General features: G+C 69.9%; 18 protein-coding genes and 1 riboswitch. Of the genes, 14 read left to right on the top strand and 4 right to left on the bottom strand.

The window, feature by feature from the left end:
* Positions 1 to 63: 63 nt before the first annotated feature.
* Positions 64 to 195: a putative transporter small subunit gene (locus ACW7GZ_RS07970; protein ID WP_343276293.1), complete on the bottom strand. Its 132-nt coding sequence runs from the start codon at positions 193 to 195 to the stop codon at positions 64 to 66.
* Positions 192 to 1,892, bottom strand: a complete 1,701-nt coding sequence (locus ACW7GZ_RS07965) for a sodium:solute symporter family protein (protein WP_457008673.1) — start codon at positions 1,890 to 1,892, stop codon at positions 192 to 194. Before ACW7GZ_RS07965 ends, ACW7GZ_RS07970 begins: the two co-directional genes overlap by 4 nt.
* Positions 1,893 to 2,188: 296 nt before the next feature.
* On the opposite strand from ACW7GZ_RS07965, the gene ACW7GZ_RS07960 reads away from it, so the two are divergent.
* From ACW7GZ_RS07960 to zapE, 4 genes are all read left to right on the top strand, one after another.
* Complete coding sequence (locus ACW7GZ_RS07960; protein ID WP_457004111.1) at positions 2,189 to 2,704, top strand: c-type cytochrome; 516 nt, start codon at positions 2,189 to 2,191, stop codon at positions 2,702 to 2,704.
* A gap of 83 nt (positions 2,705 to 2,787) precedes the next feature.
* On the top strand, positions 2,788 to 4,221 hold the full coding sequence (locus ACW7GZ_RS07955) for an ExeM/NucH family extracellular endonuclease (RefSeq protein WP_457004109.1): 1,434 nt from the start codon (positions 2,788 to 2,790) through the stop codon (positions 4,219 to 4,221).
* Positions 4,222 to 4,266: 45 nt separating this feature from the next.
* A complete protein-coding gene (locus ACW7GZ_RS07950) occupies positions 4,267 to 4,938 on the top strand; it encodes an alpha/beta hydrolase (protein WP_457004107.1) in 672 nt (223 codons plus the stop codon).
* Positions 4,931 to 6,064, top strand: a complete 1,134-nt coding sequence (gene zapE / locus ACW7GZ_RS07945; RefSeq protein ID WP_457004104.1) for a cell division protein ZapE — start codon at positions 4,931 to 4,933, stop codon at positions 6,062 to 6,064. The genes ACW7GZ_RS07950 and zapE overlap by 8 nt, the downstream gene beginning before the upstream one ends.
* A 100-nt stretch (positions 6,065 to 6,164) precedes the next feature.
* Here the strand turns inward: zapE and ACW7GZ_RS07940 are convergent, their stop codons facing one another.
* On the bottom strand, positions 6,165 to 7,721 hold the full coding sequence (locus tag ACW7GZ_RS07940) for a hypothetical protein (protein ID WP_457004102.1): 1,557 nt from the start codon (positions 7,719 to 7,721) through the stop codon (positions 6,165 to 6,167).
* Positions 7,722 to 7,851: 130 nt separating this feature from the next.
* A complete protein-coding gene (locus ACW7GZ_RS07935) occupies positions 7,852 to 10,254 on the bottom strand; it encodes a winged helix-turn-helix domain-containing protein (protein ID WP_457004101.1) in 2,403 nt (800 codons plus the stop codon).
* Between the two features lie 138 nt (positions 10,255 to 10,392).
* A riboswitch (cobalamin riboswitch) is annotated at positions 10,393 to 10,630 on the top strand.
* Positions 10,631 to 10,816: 186 nt separating this feature from the next.
* Here ACW7GZ_RS07935 and ACW7GZ_RS07930 point away from each other — a divergent pair.
* The 10 genes from ACW7GZ_RS07930 (at position 10,817) to icd (ending at position 20,645) form a co-directional block, all read left to right on the top strand.
* Entirely contained in the window at positions 10,817 to 13,213 is a 2,397-nt protein-coding gene (locus ACW7GZ_RS07930) for a ribonucleoside-diphosphate reductase subunit alpha (protein WP_457004099.1), read from the top strand.
* Between the two features lie 87 nt (positions 13,214 to 13,300).
* Complete coding sequence (locus tag ACW7GZ_RS07925; RefSeq protein WP_457004098.1) at positions 13,301 to 14,362, top strand: ribonucleotide-diphosphate reductase subunit beta; 1,062 nt, start codon at positions 13,301 to 13,303, stop codon at positions 14,360 to 14,362.
* Between the two features lie 73 nt (positions 14,363 to 14,435).
* Positions 14,436 to 14,924, top strand: coding sequence for a flavodoxin (locus tag ACW7GZ_RS07920; protein ID WP_457004096.1), 489 nt, complete (start codon positions 14,436 to 14,438; stop codon positions 14,922 to 14,924).
* On the top strand, positions 14,896 to 15,237 hold the full coding sequence (locus ACW7GZ_RS07915) for a thioredoxin family protein (protein WP_457004094.1): 342 nt from the start codon (positions 14,896 to 14,898) through the stop codon (positions 15,235 to 15,237). The genes ACW7GZ_RS07920 and ACW7GZ_RS07915 overlap by 29 nt, the downstream gene beginning before the upstream one ends.
* Positions 15,234 to 15,632 carry an acyl-CoA thioesterase gene (locus tag ACW7GZ_RS07910; protein ID WP_457004092.1) on the top strand — a complete coding sequence of 133 codons (399 nt, stop codon included), beginning with the start codon at positions 15,234 to 15,236 and terminating at the stop codon, positions 15,630 to 15,632. The genes ACW7GZ_RS07915 and ACW7GZ_RS07910 overlap by 4 nt, the downstream gene beginning before the upstream one ends.
* An 89-nt stretch (positions 15,633 to 15,721) precedes the next feature.
* On the top strand, positions 15,722 to 17,038 hold the full coding sequence (locus ACW7GZ_RS07905; protein ID WP_457004090.1) for an amidohydrolase: 1,317 nt from the start codon (positions 15,722 to 15,724) through the stop codon (positions 17,036 to 17,038).
* Positions 17,039 to 17,305: 267 nt separating this feature from the next.
* Positions 17,306 to 18,163, top strand: coding sequence for an NADPH-dependent 7-cyano-7-deazaguanine reductase QueF (queF, locus tag ACW7GZ_RS07900; protein WP_457008671.1), 858 nt, complete (start codon positions 17,306 to 17,308; stop codon positions 18,161 to 18,163).
* Between the two features lie 69 nt (positions 18,164 to 18,232).
* On the top strand, positions 18,233 to 18,652 hold the full coding sequence (locus tag ACW7GZ_RS07895; RefSeq protein ID WP_457004087.1) for a LysM peptidoglycan-binding domain-containing protein: 420 nt from the start codon (positions 18,233 to 18,235) through the stop codon (positions 18,650 to 18,652).
* Positions 18,649 to 19,137: a hypothetical protein gene (locus tag ACW7GZ_RS07890; protein WP_457004086.1), complete on the top strand. Its 489-nt coding sequence runs from the start codon at positions 18,649 to 18,651 to the stop codon at positions 19,135 to 19,137. Before ACW7GZ_RS07895 ends, ACW7GZ_RS07890 begins: the two co-directional genes overlap by 4 nt.
* Positions 19,138 to 19,316: 179 nt before the next feature.
* Entirely contained in the window at positions 19,317 to 20,645 is a 1,329-nt protein-coding gene (icd, locus tag ACW7GZ_RS07885; protein ID WP_457008669.1) for an isocitrate dehydrogenase (NADP(+)), read from the top strand.
* The last annotated feature ends 32 nt before the right edge of the window (positions 20,646 to 20,677 follow it).

Genomic DNA, 20,677 nt, shown 5'->3' with positions numbered 1-20,677 from the left:
GGATTCCCCGGCTCTGGGCAGAGCGCATTCTAGCCGCGCGGGTCGGCCTGATCGGGTTGTCGCTCAGACCAGGTCGTCCCCGCTCCGCTTCGCACGCCGCACGTCGCGCCACACGCCGCGGCCCATGATGAACATCATCACCGCCACCAGCACCGGCCACACCAGCACATAGGCGGTCATCAACAGGTCCCTCATCGGATCACCTCCGGGGTCAGCGCCGGCCGTGGGCCGGCATCGCCGCCTGGGCGGGCGACATCATCAGTGGTGTCGAAGTTGCGCACGCGCTTGGCGATCAGGGCAAAGTCGAAGTCCTCCCTGCTGCGCACGCTCAGCGCGGCGCACACCACCGTGCTCACGCCGTACGCGTTGAGCGAACTCAGCAGCACCGCGTAGTCGCGCAGGAAGCCGATGGTGAACGGTGCCAGCGCAAGCGCGGCCAGCGTGCCCACCGCCAGGCCCGCGCGCCTGCCGAAGAAGCCGAAGGTCATCAGCCCCAGCACCACGCCCGCGCCCACGGTGGCGAAGACCTCGAGCAGCAGCGCGAACACACCCGCGATCGGGACCAGCTCGAAGCGCGCCACGGTGAACACCACCAGCGACACCAGCACCGCGGTGGTGAATGCGCGGTTGTTGACCTTCTTCCAGTAGAAGCTGGCGATCACCGGGAACACGATCGAGCCCCACAGCGCGCCCACGAACACAAGCAGCGAGAGGATGTCGACCCGGAAGCTGGCGAAGATGAGCCCGGCCGTGGTGGCGACGATCATGGTGATCCGCCCCACCCACAGCATGGTGGCCGGATTGACCCGGCCCTTCGCGAGGTTCTTGCCGTAGATGTCGGTCATCATGATCGACGACAGCGCGGCAAGATCCGAGTCGGCGGTCGACGACAGCGAGCCGATCACCATGATGAAGAACACCCCGATCATCACCGGCCCCAGATAGCTCGAGGCCATCTGCGGGATCAGGTTGTTGTGGTCGCCGGCGGCGGGCTCGATGCCGACCATCAGCGCCACCACGCCCAGCATGCCCAGCCCGATCACGGTCGCGCCGTAGCTGATGGTGGCGGTGATGAAGGTCGGCTTGATCAGGTCCTCGCGCACCGCGAACAGGCGCTGGGCGATGGTCTGGTTGCCGATCGCGTAGGCGAGCACCGCCACGAAGTACGGCGCGCCCTGCTCGAGGAACGCGGTCTTCGAGAACATCGTCGCCTGCTCCGCGCTCAGGCGGTCCCAGCCCTGCGACACCGCTTCCATGCCGCCGGCGTTGAAGAACACCAGCGGGATGATCAGCGCCGCGGCGCCAAGCATCGCGGCCACCTGGATGACGTCGGTCATGATCGATGCGCGGAAGCCCGACCACAGCGTGTACGACAGGGTGCCGACGCCGGCGATCATCACGCCGTGCACGAAGTCCAGCGGCGACAGCATCGCCACCAGCGCGCCGGCGGCGGTGAAGTTGGCCATCAGGCTGATCACGCTGCCGGCGATGTTGGAGCCGGCCAGGATCAGCTGGCTGGAGCGCCCGTGGCGGGCGTGCATGATCTCGGCGAGCGTGTGCGCCTCGGGCGCGACCTCGCGGAAGCGGCGGCCGAAGGGGTAGATGAAGAGGATCATCAGCGCGCCCCACAGGCCGTAGTGGATCGGCCCGGAGATGCCGTACTTGTAGCCGGAGGTGGCGGCGGCGTAGAAGGAGGCCGCCCAGATCCAGGTGGCGGTCATGCTGGCGGCGGAGATGCCGAAGCCCACGGCGCCGTTGGAGGTCATGTATCCGTCGACGTTCTCGTCCCTGCGCGCAATGCGCGTGGACATCAGGAAGGTGCCGCCATAGAAGGCCAGCATCAGCAGGAGGACGGTGGGTGTTTGCAGTTGGTAGAACGTGAGGTCGGCCACGGACGGGCGGATGCTCCCTGGTTGTCAGCCACATGGGCCGGAACGGGACGCAGCACGCAATACATCCTGCCGGACGGCAAGCGTCCGGGCGAAACCCTGTCGGGGAGGAAAAGCTGGATCAGCTGCGCCATGGGGCGCGCCCGGAATCGCCAATGTTGGCGGTGGCATCGGGAGCGCGGCGAAGCGCGCATCATACCAGCCGGCGTCCGCCGCACCGGAACGCTGCGTTGCAAGCTGACTGTGCTCTATAATCCAGCGCAGCTGTGGCCGCCGGCCACGCACGCCAATGGTGTTCCGTGCGCAACTACGACCTCGATTTCCTCAAGCGATTCTCCCTGGTGATCGGCTTCCTGACCGTGGTGACCCTCGGTCTGATCGTCCTCTCCTACTTCGTGCACAAGTCGCTGCCGACCGAGGTCGATCCCTCGACCGCCAGGCACACGGCCAACCGGCTCGCGCCCATCGGCGCCGTGTATGCCGGCGATACCGGTGCCGCCGCCCAGGCAGCCGCGGCCGTCGCCGCAGCTGCCGCCGCCACGGCCCAAGTCGCCTATGGCGGCACGCTGGACGGCTCGGTCATCTACGGCAACCTGTGCGCCGGCTGCCATACCGCGGGCGTCGCCGGCTCCCCGAAGCTTGAAGCCGGGGACTGGACCGCGCGCATCGCGCAGGGCACCGACACCATGCACCGGCACGCCATCGACGGCTTCACCGGCGCGACCGGCATGATGCCGGCCAAGGGCGGCAACCCCGCGCTCACCGACGAGCAGGTCATCGCGACCGTCGACTGGATGCTTGAAAGCCTGAAGTAAGCTGGCCGTCCGCTCGGTCGCCGACGCCGCCCCCCGGGCGGCGTTTTCGTTTCCGCACTCCCGCTTTCCGTCCCGAGGTCCCCATGAGCCGCAGCACGCCCGCACCGCCCGCCCCGATCCTGCTGCCGGTCCTGGCCGGCGTCCTGGCGCTGGCCCTGTCCGCCTGCGCAGCCACCCCCGCGCGCGAAGCGCCGGCCGCCATCGCCACGGTCGAACTCGCGGCGCCGCCGGCCGACTGGAGCGTCCTCGACGGCCAGCGGGTGCGCATCACCGCACCCCTGGTGGTCTCCGGTAACCACCGCATCGGCCGCGACGGCACCGTGGTGGCGGCCTTCGGCGAACGCCTGCGGACCCCCACCGAGGTCGCCCTGCCCGGCGCCGCGGCCAAGGCGATCGCCGATGCCAACCACGAGCGCAGCCTCGTCCTGGTGCTTCCCGCGCAGGCGGCCGGCCATCCGCGCATCTGGCGCAGCGGCGGCACGCTGGACGCTGCGGAAGGCGACCTGCAGGTTGGCGAGGACGGCCCGCGCCTGCATCTGCGCGACGCGGAAGTCCTGCAGCCCGCGTCGCGCCCGGCGGCGCCCACGGTGGCCGGCGAAGTCCGCGTGGCCAGCCTCAACCTCGAGAACCTGTTCAACGGCGACGGCCGCGGCGGCGGCTTCCCGACCGCGCGCGGTGCGCGCACGCCCGAGGACTACCAGGCGCAGCTCGCCCGCCTGGTGGCAACGCTCGGCTCGCTCGATGCCGACGTGGTCGCCCTGCTGGAGCTCGAGAACGACGGCTACGACGCCGATTCCAGCCTGGCCCGGCTGGTCGCCGCGCTGGACCCGGACGGCCTCCGCTGGCGCTTCGTCGATGCCGCCAGCGGCCCCGGCGACAACCCGATCCGGGTCGGCATCGTCTACCGCGCCGATCGGGTCGAGGCGCTCGGCCAGGCGGCCACGCTCGAGGCCGGCCCCTTCGGCCCGCTCAGCCGTGCGCCCCTGGCCCAGGCCTTCCGTGCCGGCAGCGGCCCGGCCTTCGTGGTGGTCGCCAACCACTTCAAGTCCAAGGGCTGCCGCGACGCCACGGGCGCCGACCTCGACCAGGGCGATGGCCAGGCCTGCTTCAACGCCACGCGCCGCGCATCGGGCGAGGCGCTGCGCGCCTGGCTCGCCGGCGATCCCACCGCAAGCGGCAGCGACCTGGTCGCGGTCCTGGGCGACCTCAATGCCTACGCCATGGAAGACCCGGTGCGCGGCTTCATCGACGCCGGCTGGCACGACGCGCTGGCCGCGGCGGACGGCGGGCAGCCCTACACCTATGTCTACGACGCCCAGGCGGGCCGACTGGACCACGCCCTGCTGAGCCCGGCCCTGGGCGGGCGCCTGCAGGACGCCGGAATCTGGCACAGCAACGCCGATGAAGCTCCGAACGTCGTCGATCCGGCGACCAACGACGGCGAAACAAGCACTGCGCCCTGGCGCGCCTCCGACCATGATCCGCTGGTTGTCGGGCTGCGGCTGCGTACGCGGTAGGACGGACCACCGTCCCCCGACAGCGGGACGACTATCATTGGCCGCATGAGCCAGCACCCGCCATTTCCCGATGCCTCAGGCAGCCTGACCCTGCACGGCCCCGCCGGCGCGCTTGAGGTCGCCGTCGACCTGCCGGACGACGATGTCAGCCGCCTGCCGGTGACCGCGGTGATCTGCCACCCGCTGCCCACCGAGGGCGGCACCATGCACAACAAGGTGGTGACCATGGCCGCGCGCGCGCTGCGCGAGCTGGGCGTGGCCACGGTGCGCTTCAACTTCCGGGGCACCGGTGCCTCGGAGGGCGAATTCGACAAGGGCGACGGCGAGCGCGGCGACCTGCGCGCGGTGGCCGAATGGGTGCGCGCGGCGCGCCCCGACGACCAACTGTGGCTGGCCGGCTTCAGCTTCGGCGCCTACGTCAGCCTGGCGATGGCGGCCGAGCTGCAGCCCTCGATGCTGATCTCGATCGCGCCGCCGGCCGGTCGCTGGGATTTCGACAGCATCACCACGCCGACGATGCCGTGGCTGGTGGTCCAGGGCGAGGCCGATGAAATCGTCGACCCACAGGCCGTCTTCGACTGGCTCGACCGCCTCAAGGCCGAGCCGGAACTGGTGCGGATGCCCGACACCAGCCATTTCTTCCACCGCAAGCTCATCGACCTGCGCGGTGCGATCAAGAGCGGCGCGCGACGCCACCTGCCGGCGGCCAATGGCTGAAGCAGCGGACGCAGCGCGTCCGTCGCAGGCCTACCGCGAGGGCGTGGCGCGCGGCGACTGGGACGACGACCCCGCGCAGCACGCGCCACTGGCCGCGCTCGACCGCGTGCATGAGGCCGTGGTGGGCATGTCGCGCCGCGGCTGGCTGGCGCGCGCGTTCGGCGGCGGCGATCCTGCGCCGCAGGGCCTGTACCTGTGGGGCGGCGTCGGCCGCGGCAAGACCTTCATGGTCGACCTGTTCTACGCCGGCCTGCCGCTGCCGGTAGCCAAGCTCGATGCCGGCGGTAGCGGCGGCAACGGCAAGCGCCGCACCCATTTCCACCGCTTCATGCGCGTGGTCCACGAGCGCCTGCGCGAGCATGCCGGCGAACGCGACCCGCTGGCGGCGATCGTGGCCGAATGGCGGCGCTCGCTGCGCGTGCTGGTGCTGGACGAGTTCTTCGTCAGCGACATCGGCGACGCCATGCTGCTGGCGCGTGTACTGGAGCGGATGTTCGAAGAGGGCATCGTGCTGGTCACGACCTCCAACATCGCGCCCTCCGGCCTGTACGCCGACGGCCTGCAGCGCGCGCGTTTCCTGCCGGCGATCGGGCTGCTGGAGCGGCACTGCCAAGTGCTGGAGATCATCAGCGATACCGACTATCGGCTGCGCGAGCTGACGCGCTCGCCGGTCTACCGCGCGCCGCTGGACGGTGAATCCGACGCCTGGCTTGAGGCGCGCTGGCATGCGCTTGGCGGCGACGACGCGCACCGCGACGGCTCGATCGAACTCGAGGGCCGGCGCATCGCCACCCGCGCGCGTTGCACGGGCATGGCCTGGTTCGATTTCAACGCGCTGTGCGAAGGCCCGCGCGCGGCCTCGGACTACATCGGGATCGCCAGCGAATTCCACACCGTACTGCTGGGCGAAGTGCCGGTGATGGACGCCACGCGCGACGATGCCGCGCGCCGCTTCGTCACCTTCATCGACGAGGCCTACGACCGCAGCGTCAAGCTGGTCTGCACCGCCGCCGCGCAGCCGCACGCGCTGTATGCCGGCGAGCGCCTGGGCGGTGCGTTCGAGCGCACCGCGTCGCGGCTGATCGAGATGCAGTCCACGGACTACCTCGCCCGGCACCACCTGTAAGAGCGGCTTCAACCCTCGACCACCCCGTGCGCGGGCAGATCGTTCCGGGGCGGCACGAACGGCCGCCCCGGAACAACAACGCGTGGCCTGCCCCGCCCCCTCAGTCCTTCGTGCGCGCGCGCCAGACCGCGGCGGCCGCGCCTTCACGGCGCTCGGCCAGGCCGGTGACCAGCCCCCGACCGTCGCGGGCGAAGGCGAGGCGCAGGCCGGTCGCGGGATCGAGGTACTGGTCGCCGCCGAGCGACATCAGGGCAACCATGCGGTTCCTGTGCTCGCCGCCGTACAGTCGGGTGCCGCGGGGTTCCACGATGTAGGCTGCGCCGCCCTTGCCGGTGACGAATTGCCCGAACGGGAGTTCGCGGTCATCGCCAGCGGCCTCGTCGGCCGCGGGTGCCGATGCCAACCCAGGCGAACCCGGCGGCGTGAGTCGGGAACGCTTCGGACACGCGGTGTAGTCCTCCTTGCCGCCGGTGGCCTCAGGCGTGCCGCCGAAGTCGATGTGCCAGCCGCGGGTCACGCCCTTGGCGTCGTCGCCCCAGCCGACAAGGTAGCGGCCGTCGCTGGACATGCCGGTGACATTCACGTTCAGCCAGTCCTGGAACGGCGCCACGCCCAGGCCGGCCAGGTAGGCGGTGAGCTCGTGCATGGTTCCGCCGTTGGCGTCGCCGATCCACAGGAAGCCCTTGGCGACATTGCGCGCCCAGCCGCCGCCCGGCGGCACCTCGTCGTAGTAGTAGGTGCCGGCGACGATGCCACCGGTGCCGCTGGTGGCGCGCGCGTAGTAGCGCAGCGCCGTGGTGTCGGCGGTCGTCTCGGGATTGAAGTGGCAGACCAGGCCGCCGCCGCGGCCGTTGTCGATATAGCGCCAGGCCAGCACCGGCTGCAGCATGCTGTTGCCGCCGCCACCGCCGACGATCACGCCGCAGTCGCGGTTGCAGGCCACGCTCTCGCCACCCAGGGCCTTGCCGGTGTTGTCGTACAGCTGGCGGATGCGGCCGTCGGTCCAGACCACGGCCTGGTACGCGCTGCTGGTGCCGGTGGTGGAGATGCCGGCCTGGATGAGGCCGTCGTCGGAGATCGCGGTGGCCTCGCCGAAGCCGCCCTTGCGGATCTTCGGCAACTCCTGCCAGCCGTAGTCGGCCCAGCGGTCGTCCCAGGTATCGGGGTTGAAGCTGAATGCGCGGATGTTGCCGAAGTCGATCGGCGGGGGGACGGTGACACCAGCCAGCCGCTCGCCGTTGGCCGAAATCGCGTTGGCCCGCGTAGCCCAGCCGGGCATGGCCGGGATCATCTCGAAATCGCTGATGCGCTTCCAGCCACCGGCTTGGGTCCAGAACGCGGCTTCGCTGACCGCGGGGTCGTCGACGCCGGGCAGCGTCGCGGCGATCACGCCGCCGTCGGCGGAAACGTCCGGAAAGCCCTCCGTGGTGCCGCCGATAACCCGGGTGCCGGTGGCGGCGGCCCAGCGGGTGACGCCCTGCTTCCCGGGGCCGTCGTCGTAGAGCACACGCACGCCGACGGCGACGGCGCCGTCATCTGAAACAGACTGCACGAAGTTGCCGTCGCCGAGGTCGGTGACGACGGGAATGGCGGCGAAGGCGGGGCTGGCGGCGAGGGCCGCCGCGCAGGCGAGGCCGAGGAGTGATGGACGGGGCATGAAGGGTGTCTCCTGCTTGCACGAGGGGCGGGCGCGGCCCGCCGGGACGTGGCCGGCGGCAGTCGCCGGTCCCGATGTGATCCTTGGCGCCGCGGGGGCGGGAAGGCATTCGCGATCGATGACAGCTTCGTTATCGCGTGATGCCTGCGGGCACGGCGGGCATCGCTTCTGGCAGGCGGCGCTCGCCTGCCAGTCGTGAGGCAGCCTCGCGGGCGTCCCGGGCCAGGGCGTCCTCGCCAAGCGCTTCGGCAAGCTGCAGCTGCAGCACCGCGCAGTCGTAGCAGCGGTCCAGCCAGGGCGCCACCCGCCCGACCAGGGCTTCGGCATCGCGCACCCGGCCGCGGCGCAGCAGCCAGGGCGCGTGTACGGCAACCACTTCGACGATGTCCGCCGGCGCGCCGCGGGCCTCGGCGGCGGCAAGGGCCTGCTCAAGGACCACCTCGGCGGCGACGCTGTCGCCCAGTTCGACCGCGGCGGCCAGCAGCAGGGCCGGGGTCGGACCCTCGGAGGTGTCGACCCGCGTGCCGGAGGCTGGTGGCACGTCGATCACGGCCGCGGCCTGCGCCCGGCGCAACCGCACATGGTCGCGCAGCGAGTCGCCGGGCAGGCGGGTCCAGTCGGCAAGGATGGCGTCGGCGATCGCCACCGCGGCCGCCGGCTCGCCGCTGCGCCAGGCGAGTTCGACCAGGGTCTGCGCCCGGCGATGCTCGTACGGCGGCGTGCTGCGCGCGGCGATATCGGGCGATTCCAGCAGCCGCCGTGCCTCAGACAGCCGACCCAGCGCGATCAGCGCGTTGCCGCGGTCCAGCGCCGCTGCCAGGCGCAGCGCCGGGTCCGGCGTCTTCGGCAGCAGCTTCTGCACCTCGTCGCTGGTCGCCAGCGCCGCGGCGGCATCAAGCCGCAGCAGCTGCGCGGCCGACTGCGCCGAGCGGGTGACCTGCAGTTCGTTCATCGCGGTCGAACCCTCGAACACCGCCAGCGCGCTGCCAAGGTAGTCCAGGGCCTGCGCCGGGCGGCCGCGGCCGAGCTCGAGCGCGCCCAGGTTGGCATCCACGCGTGCCACCGCGAGCCGGTCGCCGGCGCGCTGCAGCCGGGTGCGCGCGGCGCCGAAGTCGGCGATCGCCTCGTCCCCGCGGCCAAGCGCGGCGAGGGCCACCCCGCGCCCCATCAGCACCGCGCCACGTTCGAGGTCTCCCTCGCCGGGGGGCACGTCCGCCAGCGCCACCAGCGCACGGTCGTAGTCGCCCACTGCTTCGTGCAACGCGTTGCGGCGGATCCTGGCGCCGCCGCTGTAGGCCAGCAGGCGGGCGCGTAACAGCGGATCACGCGTGGCCTCCGGGGTGCGCAGCAGCGCGGCGATGGCGCGCTCGGCGGCGTCGAGCTCGCCGGCGCGATAGTCGACCTGTGCCAGCCGGAAGCGCAGCTGCGGCTGCGACAGCTGCGACGGCGGCGCATCCTCGAGTATCCGGCGCGCGGTCGCGAGCTCATTGGCCAGCAAGGCCGCGCGCACCCGCTGCAGCCGCTCTTCCAGCGCCAGGCCGGCGCCGTCACGGCCGGCCGGCGCAGCGTGGCCCAGCGCCGCCAGCAGCCGGTCGCAGGCGGCGGCTGCCGCGGACAGCAGGTCGCCGGCCTCGGCTTCGGCCTGGTGTCGCAGGCCATGTGCGGACACCGCCTGCAGGCGCAGCCGCCAACCTTCGCGCAGGCGCTCGACCTCGCCGCCAACCACCCTCGCCCCGGGCACCGCGCGCTGCAGCCGGTCGTGGCCGGCATCACCCTCGGCGCCGCCGAGCAGTGCCAGCGTGCTTTCGCTGGGCGGCACCGAGAGCCCGGCCGAGCGCATGCGCTCGGCGACGTAGTCCATCAGGCCCAGCCGCGCCCACGCGATGTCGTCGCCAGCGTCGATCGCCAACGGCAGCACCAGGGTTGCGGCAGGGTCCGCAATGACGTCCGCGGCAGCGGACGCAGCATCCGGCACCATCGGCAGGCCCGTCTGCGGCTGCGGCCACTGCCACCAGGCGACGGCCGCCAACGCCAGCAGCGCGCCCACCACCACCCACGCCCGGCGCATCGGTCCAGCGCGACGCGCGGGTTCCTGAGGTGCAGCTGGCAATGGCACCGCTGGCGTTGATGGCGGCTCCGGCGGTGCCTCGCCGCCGGCCGAGCCGGTGTCCAGGGCCTCCCGCCTCCCGGCCAGCCCACTGGTTGCCGCGGCCCAGCGGAAGCCGAAGCGCGGCACCGTCCGGATGGTGTGCTGGGCCTGGCCGTCGTCGTCGACGCAGCGCCGCGCGCGCAGGACCACCTGCGCCAGCTGGCCGTCGCTGACGTCGGTGCGGTTGAACACCGCCTGCAGCAGCTCGTCCCGGGCAACCGCGCGATCCCGGTGCAGGAGCAGGCACTCCAGGCACTCGAAGACGCGCGCCGGCATCTCGACCCGCGTCCCGCCGCGGCGCAGTTCGCGGCGCGCGAGGTCGAGCTCGAAGACGCCGAAGCGGTAGCCGGACAGCGCCGGCTCGTTGGCGGGAGGCGAAGGCAAGATGTGGACCGGGCACCTGTGGCACCCCCAAGAATGACAGAGCCGGCGACGCCCTGCGCGCCTGCGCCGGCCCTGGAATGCTTCCGGCGTCAAGGGGCACAAACACGAAACCTAGCGTTGACCACGCCGTGGAACCACACTATGTTGTGCCCCGTCGGTTCCCGCGCCACAGGGCACGGGATGAAAAGGGAAGCCGGTACGGCAGCGGTCGAGACCATCGATCCGCCCGCCAATTCCGGCGCTGCCCCGCAGCGGTAGGTGGAAACGAGGTCGCACACGCACTGGGACGGTGGTTCCGGGAAGCGGCGGCCGAGGCGCGGAGCCCAGGCTCCCGGATCCACGAGCCCGAAGACCTGCCGACAGCCGCGCGCATGCACATCGCGCGGTGCCGGCTGCGCAATCTCCGGGGGGAGATGGCTGGTGAAGCACGCGCTCGCCCGCGCTCCGCTCCGGAGTGCGGTCGCGGCCGCTGCGACGCCGCGCTTCCACCCTGTCGATGACCGCTCCGGCCCGCCGCCTGCCCCGGGACAGTCGGCCGTGCGCACGCCATCCGGGAGCAGGCATGAGCAGCTACGACAGCACCACCACGGCACCACCCGCAGCGACCACGGCCAGCGCTGTATCCACGCCTTGCGCGTCCGCCGACGTCGCCATCTGGATCACCAAGGAAGCCGGCAACCGCCGGATTCCCTACGACCGCGCGCGCCTGGAGCGCGCGATCGACCGCGTCCACGTCGAGTTCCCGCAGCTCGACATCGCCGACTACAAGCGCAGCGTGTCCGGCTTCGTCGAGCGCAAGGACGCGGTCAACGCCGACGATCTGGTCGACCACCTGATCCGCGAGGCCGAGGCGCGCGTGGACGTGACTGCGCCGGAGTGGGAGCTCTTCGCCGCACGCCTGTACCTGCACCGCCTGTACAAGCGCGCCAGCCGCAACCGCTTCTACGACACCGGGCAGAAGTACGGTTCCTATGTTGGCCTGCAGGAATCGCTGGCCGACCGCAACGTCTACTCCAACGACATCCTGCGCGCCTATTCCAAGGAAGAACTGGTCGAGGCCGGGAAAATGATCGAGCCCGACCGTGACCGGCTGTTCAACTACAACGGCCTGTACCTGCTGGCCACGCGGTATCTCGCCACCGACACCTCGCGCGAGGTGTACGAGCTGCCGCAGGAGCGCTGGCTGACGATCGCGCTGTACCTGATGCAGGACGAGGCCGGCGCGGGCAAGGACAGCCGCGAGCGCCGCATGCAGCTGGTCGGCGAGGCCTACTGGGCGCTGTCGAACCTGTACATGACCGTGGCCACGCCGACGCTGCAGAACGCCGGCAAGACCGGCGGCCAGCTGTCCTCGTGCTTCATCGACACCGTCGACGACTCGCTGCAGGGCATCTACGACTCCAATACCGACATCGCGCGCGTGTCCAAGGGCGGCGGCGGCGTGGGCGCCTACATGGGCTACGTGCGCGCGTCGGGCTCGTCGATCCGCGGCGTGCCCAACTCGTCCGGCGGCGTGGTGCCGTGGATCAAGCAGCTCAACAACACCGCGGTCTCGGTCGACCAGCTCGGCCAGCGCAAGGGTGCCGTCGCCGTGTACCTGGACGTCTGGCACCGCGACATCGAGGCCTTCCTCGACCTGCGCCTCAACAACGGCGACCAGCGCCTGCGCGCGCACGACGTGTTCACCTCGGTCTGCATCCCCGACATCTTCATGGAAGCGGTGGAGCGCCGCGGCGACTGGTACCTGTTCGACCCGCACGAGGTGCACCGGGTCAAGGGCTGGTACCTGCAGGACTTCTTCGACGAGAAGAAGGGCGAGGGCACGTTCCGGGCGAAGTACGAAGAAGTGGTGGCCGACGAGCGCATCACCCGCAAGACGATCAAGGCCATCGACATCTTCAAGCGGCTGATGGTCAGCCAGCTGGAGACCGGAAACCCCTTCATGTTCTACCGCGACGAGGTCAACCGGAAGAACCCGAACAAGCACGCCGGCATGGTGTATTCGTCGAACCTGTGCACCGAGATCCTGCAGAACATGAGCCCGACGCGGCTGATGCAAGAGATCATCAGCGGCAACCAGATCGTGACCACGAAGCAGGCTGGCGACTTCGTGGTCTGCAACCTGTCCTCGGTGAACCTGGGCCGCGCGATCGTGCCGCAGCAGGGCCAGGGCGACCTGATCACCGACGTGCTGGAGCGGCTGATCCCGATCCAGGTGCGCATGCTCGACAACGTGATCGATCTCAACCAGCTGCCGGTGCCGCAGGCCACGATCACCAACCGGAAGTATCGCGCCATCGGGCTGGGCACCTTCGGCTGGCACCACCTGCTGGCGCAGAAGGGCATCCACTGGAACACGGCCGAAGCCGAGGATTACAGCGATGCGCTGTACGAGCGCATCAACTTCCTCACCGTGCAGGCGTCGATGGCGCTGGCGAAGGAGAAGGGCAGCTACGCCGTCTTCCACGGCAGCGACTGGCACAACGGCAACTACTTCCGCGACCGCGGCTACAGCAGCCCGCAGTGGTTGGACCTGTCGGCGCAGGTGGCGGTGAACGGCGTGCGCAACGGCTGGCTGCTGGCGGTCGCCCCGAACATGTCGACCGCGCAGATCGCCGGCTCCACGGCCTCCATCGACCCGGTCTACTCCGCGTTCTACTACGAGGAGAAGAAGGACTACCGCCGCCCGGTGGCCGCGCCCGGGCTGTCGCTGGAAACCTGGCCCTACTACGAGAAAGGCGCCTGGCACGTCGACCAGTTCGCCTCGGTGCGCCAGAACGCGCGCCGCCAGCGCCACGTCGACCAGTCGATCAGCTTCAACTTCTACGTGCCGAGCACCATACGGGCCAGCACCCTGCTGGAGCTGCACATGACCGCGTGGCGCGAAGGCATGAAGACCACCTATTACGTGCGCTCCAACGACATCGACATCGCCGAGTGCGAGTGGTGCAGTAGCTAAGCGCATTCGCGCTGTCGCTTCCACGGTTCGCGTTGCGAACCGTGGACCCTGCATCACCTGCACCCAGACCCCAACACGGGAAGCACCATGTCCACCACCGCACCGACCACCTCGACGCCGCTCGATCGCATCCGGATCCTCGAGCCGCGCCACCCCAACCGTTCGACCGGGATCATCAACGGCCGCACCTCGGGCATCCTCAACTGGAACGACATCCCGTATCCGTCGTTCTACCGCGCCTACAAGGAGCTCTCGACCAACTTCTGGATCCCGGATGAGGTCGACATGAAGGCGGATGCCAGGCAGTACGGCGAACTCTCGGCGCGCGAGAAGAATGCCTACGATTCGATCATCGGCCTGCTGGCGACGCTGGACTCGCCGCAGACACGCTTCATCTACAACGTCGCCGAATACATCACCGATCCGGCCGCGCACGCCAACGCCGCGATCATCGGGCAACAGGAAGTGATCCACAACGAGAGCTACAGCTACGTGCTGGCCTCGATCACCGACCTGGCCAATCAGAACCGCGTGTTCGAGATCGCGCGCACCCACCCGACGATCCAGAAGCGCAACGCGCCGATCATGAACTCGTATGACGACTTCATGCGCGATAAGACCGCCGAGACCCTGCTGCGGTCGCTGATCCAGTCCTCGATCCTCGAGGGCATCAACTTCTATTCCGGCTTCGCCTATTTCTACAACCTGGTGCGCCAGAACCGGATGACCGGCACCGGCAAGATCATCAGCTTCATCAACCGCGACGAACTTGCGCATACCAAGTTCATCAGCGAGCTAATCCGCGCCATCGTCGGCGAGAACCCGGAGCTGCAGAACGACGAGCTGACCGCTTACGTGCACAGTGCCTTCGAGCACGCCATCGAGCTGGAAGTGCAGTGGACCGGCGAGGTGCTCGATGGCATCGACGGCATCGACGTCGACGAGATGGTCCGCTACGTGAAGTACCGCGCCAACAAGATGGCCGGGATGCTGGGCATCGAGAAGCTGTACTCCGACGCCACCGACAACGTGATGCCCTGGATCAAGGCCTACGCCGACAACTTCACCGAGACCAAGACCGACTTCTTCGAGATGCGCAACGCCAGCTACAAGAAGACCAATTCCGACAACGGCTTCGACGATCTGTGACCTGCACGCGCGCTCCTGTGGGAGCGGCCATGGCCGCTCCCACGTCCGGAGCCAATGCCAACCGACGCCTCCCATGCGCATCCTCATCGCCTTCGCCTCGCTGAGCGGCAACACGCGCGACGTCGCGCGCGCGGTCGGCGCGCGCTGCAAAGCGCTGGACCACGCCGTGACCTGGATTGAAACCGACATCCAGTCGCTGGCCGGGGCCGCAGCCGACCCGCGCCACGACCTCTACCTGCTCGGCGCCTGGACCGACAACGCCGGGCGTACGCCGCCGGAGATGAAGCGCTTCATCGCCGATCTGGTCGAGGCCGTGGGCAAGCCCGGGCGGCTGGCCGTGTTCGGCACCGGCGAGACGCAGTGGGGCGAGGAGTACTACTGCGGGGCGGTGCGACGCATGGCGACGTTTTTCGACAGCCGCTACCCGCGGCTGGAGATCGAACAGATGCCGCACGGCGAGCGCGACGCGCTGAAGATCGAGCGCTGGGTCGACGACATCCTGGCCATCACCACCATCGACGAGGACACACCCCATGCAGACGCTGCACGCCGCATCGGCTGACGATTACCACGACGCCCTGGCCGCGTACCCGCGCCTGCTGGTGGACTACGGCAAGGACCACTGCCCCGGCTGTCGGATGCTGGACATGGCGCTGCAGACGTTCGCCGCCACGTCCGGCGCCGAGGGCCTGGTGCTGCTGCAGGTCAAGCTGGAAACCGTGGGCGAAGCGTTCTTCCGCGGACTCGGCCTGCGCCGGACGCCGACCCTGTCGCTGTTCGTCGACGGCGGCGAGGTCGCCCGCCTGCCCGGCTTCCATGCGCCGGCGCAGATCGCGCAGGCGGTCGCGCGGCATTTCGCCGGGTCGCCGGCATGACCGTCCCGGCCAGCTGCGCGCCCACCGAGGCCCGCCTGTTGGAGATGGTCTTCCCTGACCACACCAACCACCTCGGTACCCTGTTCGGCGGCCAGGCGCTGGCGTGGATGGACAAGGCGGCGTTCATCGCCGCCTCGCGCTACGCGCGGCTGACGGTGGTGACGGCGCGCTCGGAGCAGGTCGACTTCACGCTGCCGATTCGCCAGGGACAGCTGGTGGAAACCGTGGCGCGGGTCGTTGCCGTCGGTCGCACCTCGATGCGGGTCGAGGTGGAGCTGATCGCCGAGGACCTGCTCAGCGGCGAGCGCGAAACCTGTACCCGCGGCCGCTTCGTGATGATCGCTCTCGACAGCCGCGGGCGGCCCGCGCAGGTCGCGCCCTTGCCCGGCGCTTGAATGCTTTCGTGGCAGGGGCGGCGGGCGTGAGCGGTCTGCCGGTGTCGCCGGGCGGCGGGTACCATCGGCGCACCACCGGGGAGATCGCCATGTCACGCAACGCCTGCATCCTGCTGTCGTCGTTCGTTTTCGCCGTCCTTGCCTCGCCGCTGCAGGCACAGGAGGCCCAACGGGCCGAAGTGGCCGCGGCCGCCGCGGAGCTCGGCGACAAGGTCGTGGCCTGGCGCCGCGACATCCACCAGCACCCGGAGCTCGGCAACCGCGAGACGCGCACCGCGGCGCTGGTCGCCGAGCACCTGCGCGAGCTCGGCCTCGAGCCGCGGACCGGCATCGCCACCACCGGCGTCACCGCGGTGCTCAAGGGCGGCAGGCCCGGCCCGCGAATCGCGCTGCGCGCCGACATGGACGCGCTGCCGGTGACCGAGGCCAGCGGCCTGCCGTTCGCGTCCACGGCGACGACGACCTTCAACGGCCAGGACGTGGGCGTGATGCACGCCTGCGGCCACGACGCCCACACCAGCGTGCTGATGGGCGTGGCCGAGGCCCTGGTGGCGATGCGCGACGAGCTTCCGGGGGAGGTCCTCTTCATTTTCCAGCCGGCCGAGGAAGGCCCGCCGGACGGCGAGGAGGGCGGCGCGGAGGAGATGCTGGCGCAGGGCATCTTCAAGGACTTCAGGCCCGACGCGGTATTCGGCCTGCACGTGTTCTCGACCCTCAACGCCGGCCAGCTCGGCGTGCGCAGCGGGCCGACGATGGCCGCCTCCGACCGCTTCAACATCGTGGTCCAAGGCCGGCAGACGCACGGCTCGCGGCCCTGGGGCGGCGTGGATCCGATCGTGGCCGCGGCCGACATCATCGGCACCGCGCAGACCGTCGTCAGCCGCCGCCAGGACATCTCCCGGCAGCCGGTGGTGCTGAGCTTCGGCGCAATCCACGGCGGCGTGCGCTTCAACATCATTCCCGACCGGGTGGAGCTGGTGGGCACCATCCGCACCTTCGACGACGGCATGCGCGAGGCGGTGTTCGCCGACTTGGCAAACGTCGCCGAAAAGGTCGCGGCCGCGCACGGCGCCACGGTGGTGGCCAAGGTTCCCGATACCGCCGGCACCCCGGTCACCGCCAACGATCCCGCGCTGACCGCGCGCATGCGCCCGAGCCTGGAAGCGGTGGCGGGCGCCGGCAACCTGATCGACATGCCGCTGAACATGGGCGCCGAGGATTTCTCGTACTACGCGCGCGAGGTGCCGGCGGTGTTCTTCTTCGTCGGCGCGACGCCTGCGGGGCAGGACCCGGCGACGGCGCCGAGCAACCATTCGCCGGAGTTTTTCCTCGACGAATCCGCGCTCGACCTCGGCCTGCGCGCGATGCTGCAGCTCTCACTCGATTATCTGCACGGCGAGGGCTGAGCCCACTGGAAAGAAAGAACGCTTTTTTGCCACGGATTTACGCGGATAGAGCCGAAGCGGGGAAAAGCTTTTCAGCCGCGGCTCGGCGAGGTTGGTGCAATCCGTTCACAGCCGGGCAGAAGACCTTTGCTCTTTCTTTCCTCTGCTTTATCCGTGTAAATCCGCCCTTATCCGCGTGAATCCGTGGCAAGGCTGTGCATGCCAGCGGCGATCCGCAATGGCGTCGAACGGCAGGATCCGGCGGCGCAGGCGGGCGATAATGCGGGCATGACCAGCGAACTCCCCCTCGGCCGCGAGGTTGCCTACCCGCGCGCCTACGACCCGGCCCTGCTGTTCCCGATCGCGCGCGACCAGGGGCGCGACGCGCTCGGCATCGCCGCCGGCGCCCTGCCCTTCAGCGGCCACGACCGCTGGCACGCCTACGAGCTGTCCTGGCTGGATGCACGCGGCAAACCCGCGGTGGCCACCGCCACCTTCCTGGTGCCCGCGGACTCGCCGCGACTGATCGAGTCGAAGTCGCTCAAGCTCTATCTCAACTCGTTCAACTCCACGCGCTTCGCCGACCGCGACGACGTCCACGCACGGATCGTCGCCGACCTGTCGGCCGCGGCCGGCGCCCCCGTCGCAGTCGCGTTTGGCCTGCCGCCGGTGGATGCCGGCTCAGGCACGTACGCGCAGGCGGCGGCATCCGGGACCGGGCAGGACACGCGGACACCGGTATCGATCGACGACATCGAGGTCGACTGCGACGAATATGACGCCCCCAACCCCGCGCTGCTGACGGCCGACGCCGGCGAGATGGTGAACGAGGTCCTGCACTCGGCCCTGCTGAAGTCGAACTGCCCGGTCACCGGCCAGCCCGACTGGGCCAGCCTGCGCCTGGCCTACCGCGGGCCGCGCATCGACCGCGCCGGGCTGCTGCGCTACCTGGTGTCGTTCCGCGAACACGCCGGCTTCCACGAGCAGTGCGTGGAGCAGGTCTTCGTCGACGTCATGGCGCGCTGCCGACCGGCATCGCTGTCGGTGGAGGCGCGCTACACGCGCCGCGGCGGACTCGACATCAATCCCTGGCGGGGCACGCCGGGATTGTCGCCACCGGCGGCCGGGCGGGATCCGCGGCAGTAGTGGACGCGATATTTCCTTAACAGGGCCGGTGTAAACCTGTCGGCGCTTCACGCGGCGCAGGAGGCCCGAATGAGCAATCCCCAGAACCCCAACGACCCCGGATCGCTGTCGCTCAAGCCAGGTGCCAAGCCGTCCGGCACCCCGGCCGGCGGCAACGGCAAGCCGGACTTCAGCAACGTCCGCAGCAGCGTCAGCAGCACCGAAGCGCCCGCCGCGGGCCGCCCCGACTTCAGCAACGTGCAGTCTTCGGTCAGCTCGACCGAGGACGTCACGGGCGGGAGCCGGTACACCGTGCAGAAGGGCGACACCCTTTCCCACATCGCCAAGGCCCAGTACGGCAAGGCCAGCGAGTGGCGGCGCATCTTCGATGCCAACCGCGACACGCTGGACGATCCCGACCGGATCCAGCCCGGCCAGACCCTGAAGATCCCGGCCGCGGCCCGCGAAGACGACGGCACCACGACCAGCCCACACGGAGACAAGCAATGACCCGACGCCCGATGACCACCGCGCTGGCCGCGGCACTGCTGGGCAGCCTGGCCCTGGCCGGCTGCAAGAAGGACGAGCCCGCGGCACCGCCACCGCCGATGTCCACGCCGGCACCCGCCGCCACCCCGGCCGCGGCGCCCGCACCGCGGGTGAGCGTGACCTCGGTCGACCTCGGCACCGAGATCGATGGCAGCAACCGCGTCGCCAACCCGGCCACCACCTTCGCCCCCACCGACACCATCCACGCCTCGGTGGCCACGACCTCGTCGGACCCCTCGGTGCCGCAGAACGGCCAGCTGACCGCGCGCTGGACCTATGAAGGCGACCAGTTGGTGGACGAAACCAGCCGTGACTTCAGTTTCACCGGTACCGGCCAGTCCGCCTTCAAAATCAGCAAGCCCGACGGCTGGCCGACGGGCAACTATCGCGTCGAGATCCTGCACGACGGCGAAGTCGTGCAGACGCGGGACTTCGAGATCCGCTGAGTCCTTCGGCTTCAACAGGGCGCGGCCCTTCGGGGTCGCGCCTTTTTCATGTCGCCACCGCGACCTGGCCCTTCGCTCCGCGGGGCCTGCCGCCTTTGCCCGTACCGTCGCGAAGCGCGACAATGACCGTCCACATCCGCCGCGCGCGCTCCGCAGCGCGGCCCCCCTTGGAGGAACCGATGGCAGACTTCACCCCGGCCGTGCCCGCAGGCGGCAGCCTGATCACCAAGACCGCGAAGGGACTCAGCGTCCCCGACCGCCCGATCATTCCCTTCATCGAAGGTGACGGCACCGGCCCGGACATCTGGAACGCCAGCGTGCGCGTGCTCGACGCCGCGGTCGAGAAGGCCTACGGCGGCAAGCGCAAGCTCGAGTGGATGGAAGTCCTGGCCGGCGAGAAGGCCTTCAACGCCACCGGCGAGTGGCTGCCGGAGTCCTCCGTCGAGGCCTGCCGCGAATACCTGGTGAGCATCAAGGGCCCGCTGACCACGCCGGTCGGCGGCGGCATCCGCTCGCTCAACGTCGCCCTGCGCCAGATGCTGGACCTCTACGTCTGCCTGCGCCCGGTGCGCTGGTTCGAGGGCGTGCCCTCGCCGGTGAAGAGGCCGGGTGACGTCGACATGGTGATCTTCCGCGAGAACACCGAGGACATCTACGCCGGCATCGAATTCGAGCCGGGCTCGGCGGACGCGACGAAGGTGCTCGACTTCCTGCAGAAGGAATTCCCGAAGGGCTTCGACAAGATCCGCTTCGGCACCGCCGACAAGGCCAATGCCTGGAACGAGCAGCTGTCCGCGGTCGGCCAGCCGGCCACCGACGCCACGGTCAACGTCGGCATCGGCATCAAGCCGGTCAGCTGGCAGGGCACCGAGCGCCTGGTGAAGTCGGCCATCGAGTACGCCATCGCCAACGACCGCAAGTCGGTGACGCTGGTGCACAAGGGCAACATCATGAAGTTCACCGAGGGCGCGTTCCGCGACTTCGGCTACAAGGTGGCGCGCGAGCAGTTCGGCGCGGTCGAACTTGACGGTGGCCCCTGGCACGTCATCCCCGAGGGCAAGCCGGGCGCGGGCATCATCATCAAGGACGCTATCGCGGATGCGTTCCTGCAGCAGATCCTGCTGCGTCCGCGCGAATACGACGTCTCGGCCACGCTGAACCTCAACGGCGACTACCTGTCCGACGCCCTGGCCGCCCAGGTCGGCGGCATCGGCATCGCGCCGGGTGCGAACATCAACTACGTGACCGGCCATGCGGTGTTCGAGGCCACGCACGGCACGGCGCCGAAGTATGCCGGCCTGGACAAGGTCAATCCGGGTTCGGTGATCCTGTCGGGCGAGATGATGCTGCGCTACATGGGCTGGACCGAAGCCGCCGACGCCATCATCAAGGCGATGGACGGTGCGATCGGCTCCAAGCGCGTCACCTACGACTTCGCCCGCCTGATGGACGGTGCCACCGAGGTCAAGTGCAGCGAGTTCGCGGACGAGATCATCAAGCACCTCTGACGGAACCTCGCCGCACGCTCCATTGTTCTCCT

It is taken from the genome of Luteimonas sp. A537 (assembly GCF_054052065.1).
Note: the sequence above shows the minus strand (reverse complement) of the source record. Positions and strands in the feature narration are given on the sequence as shown.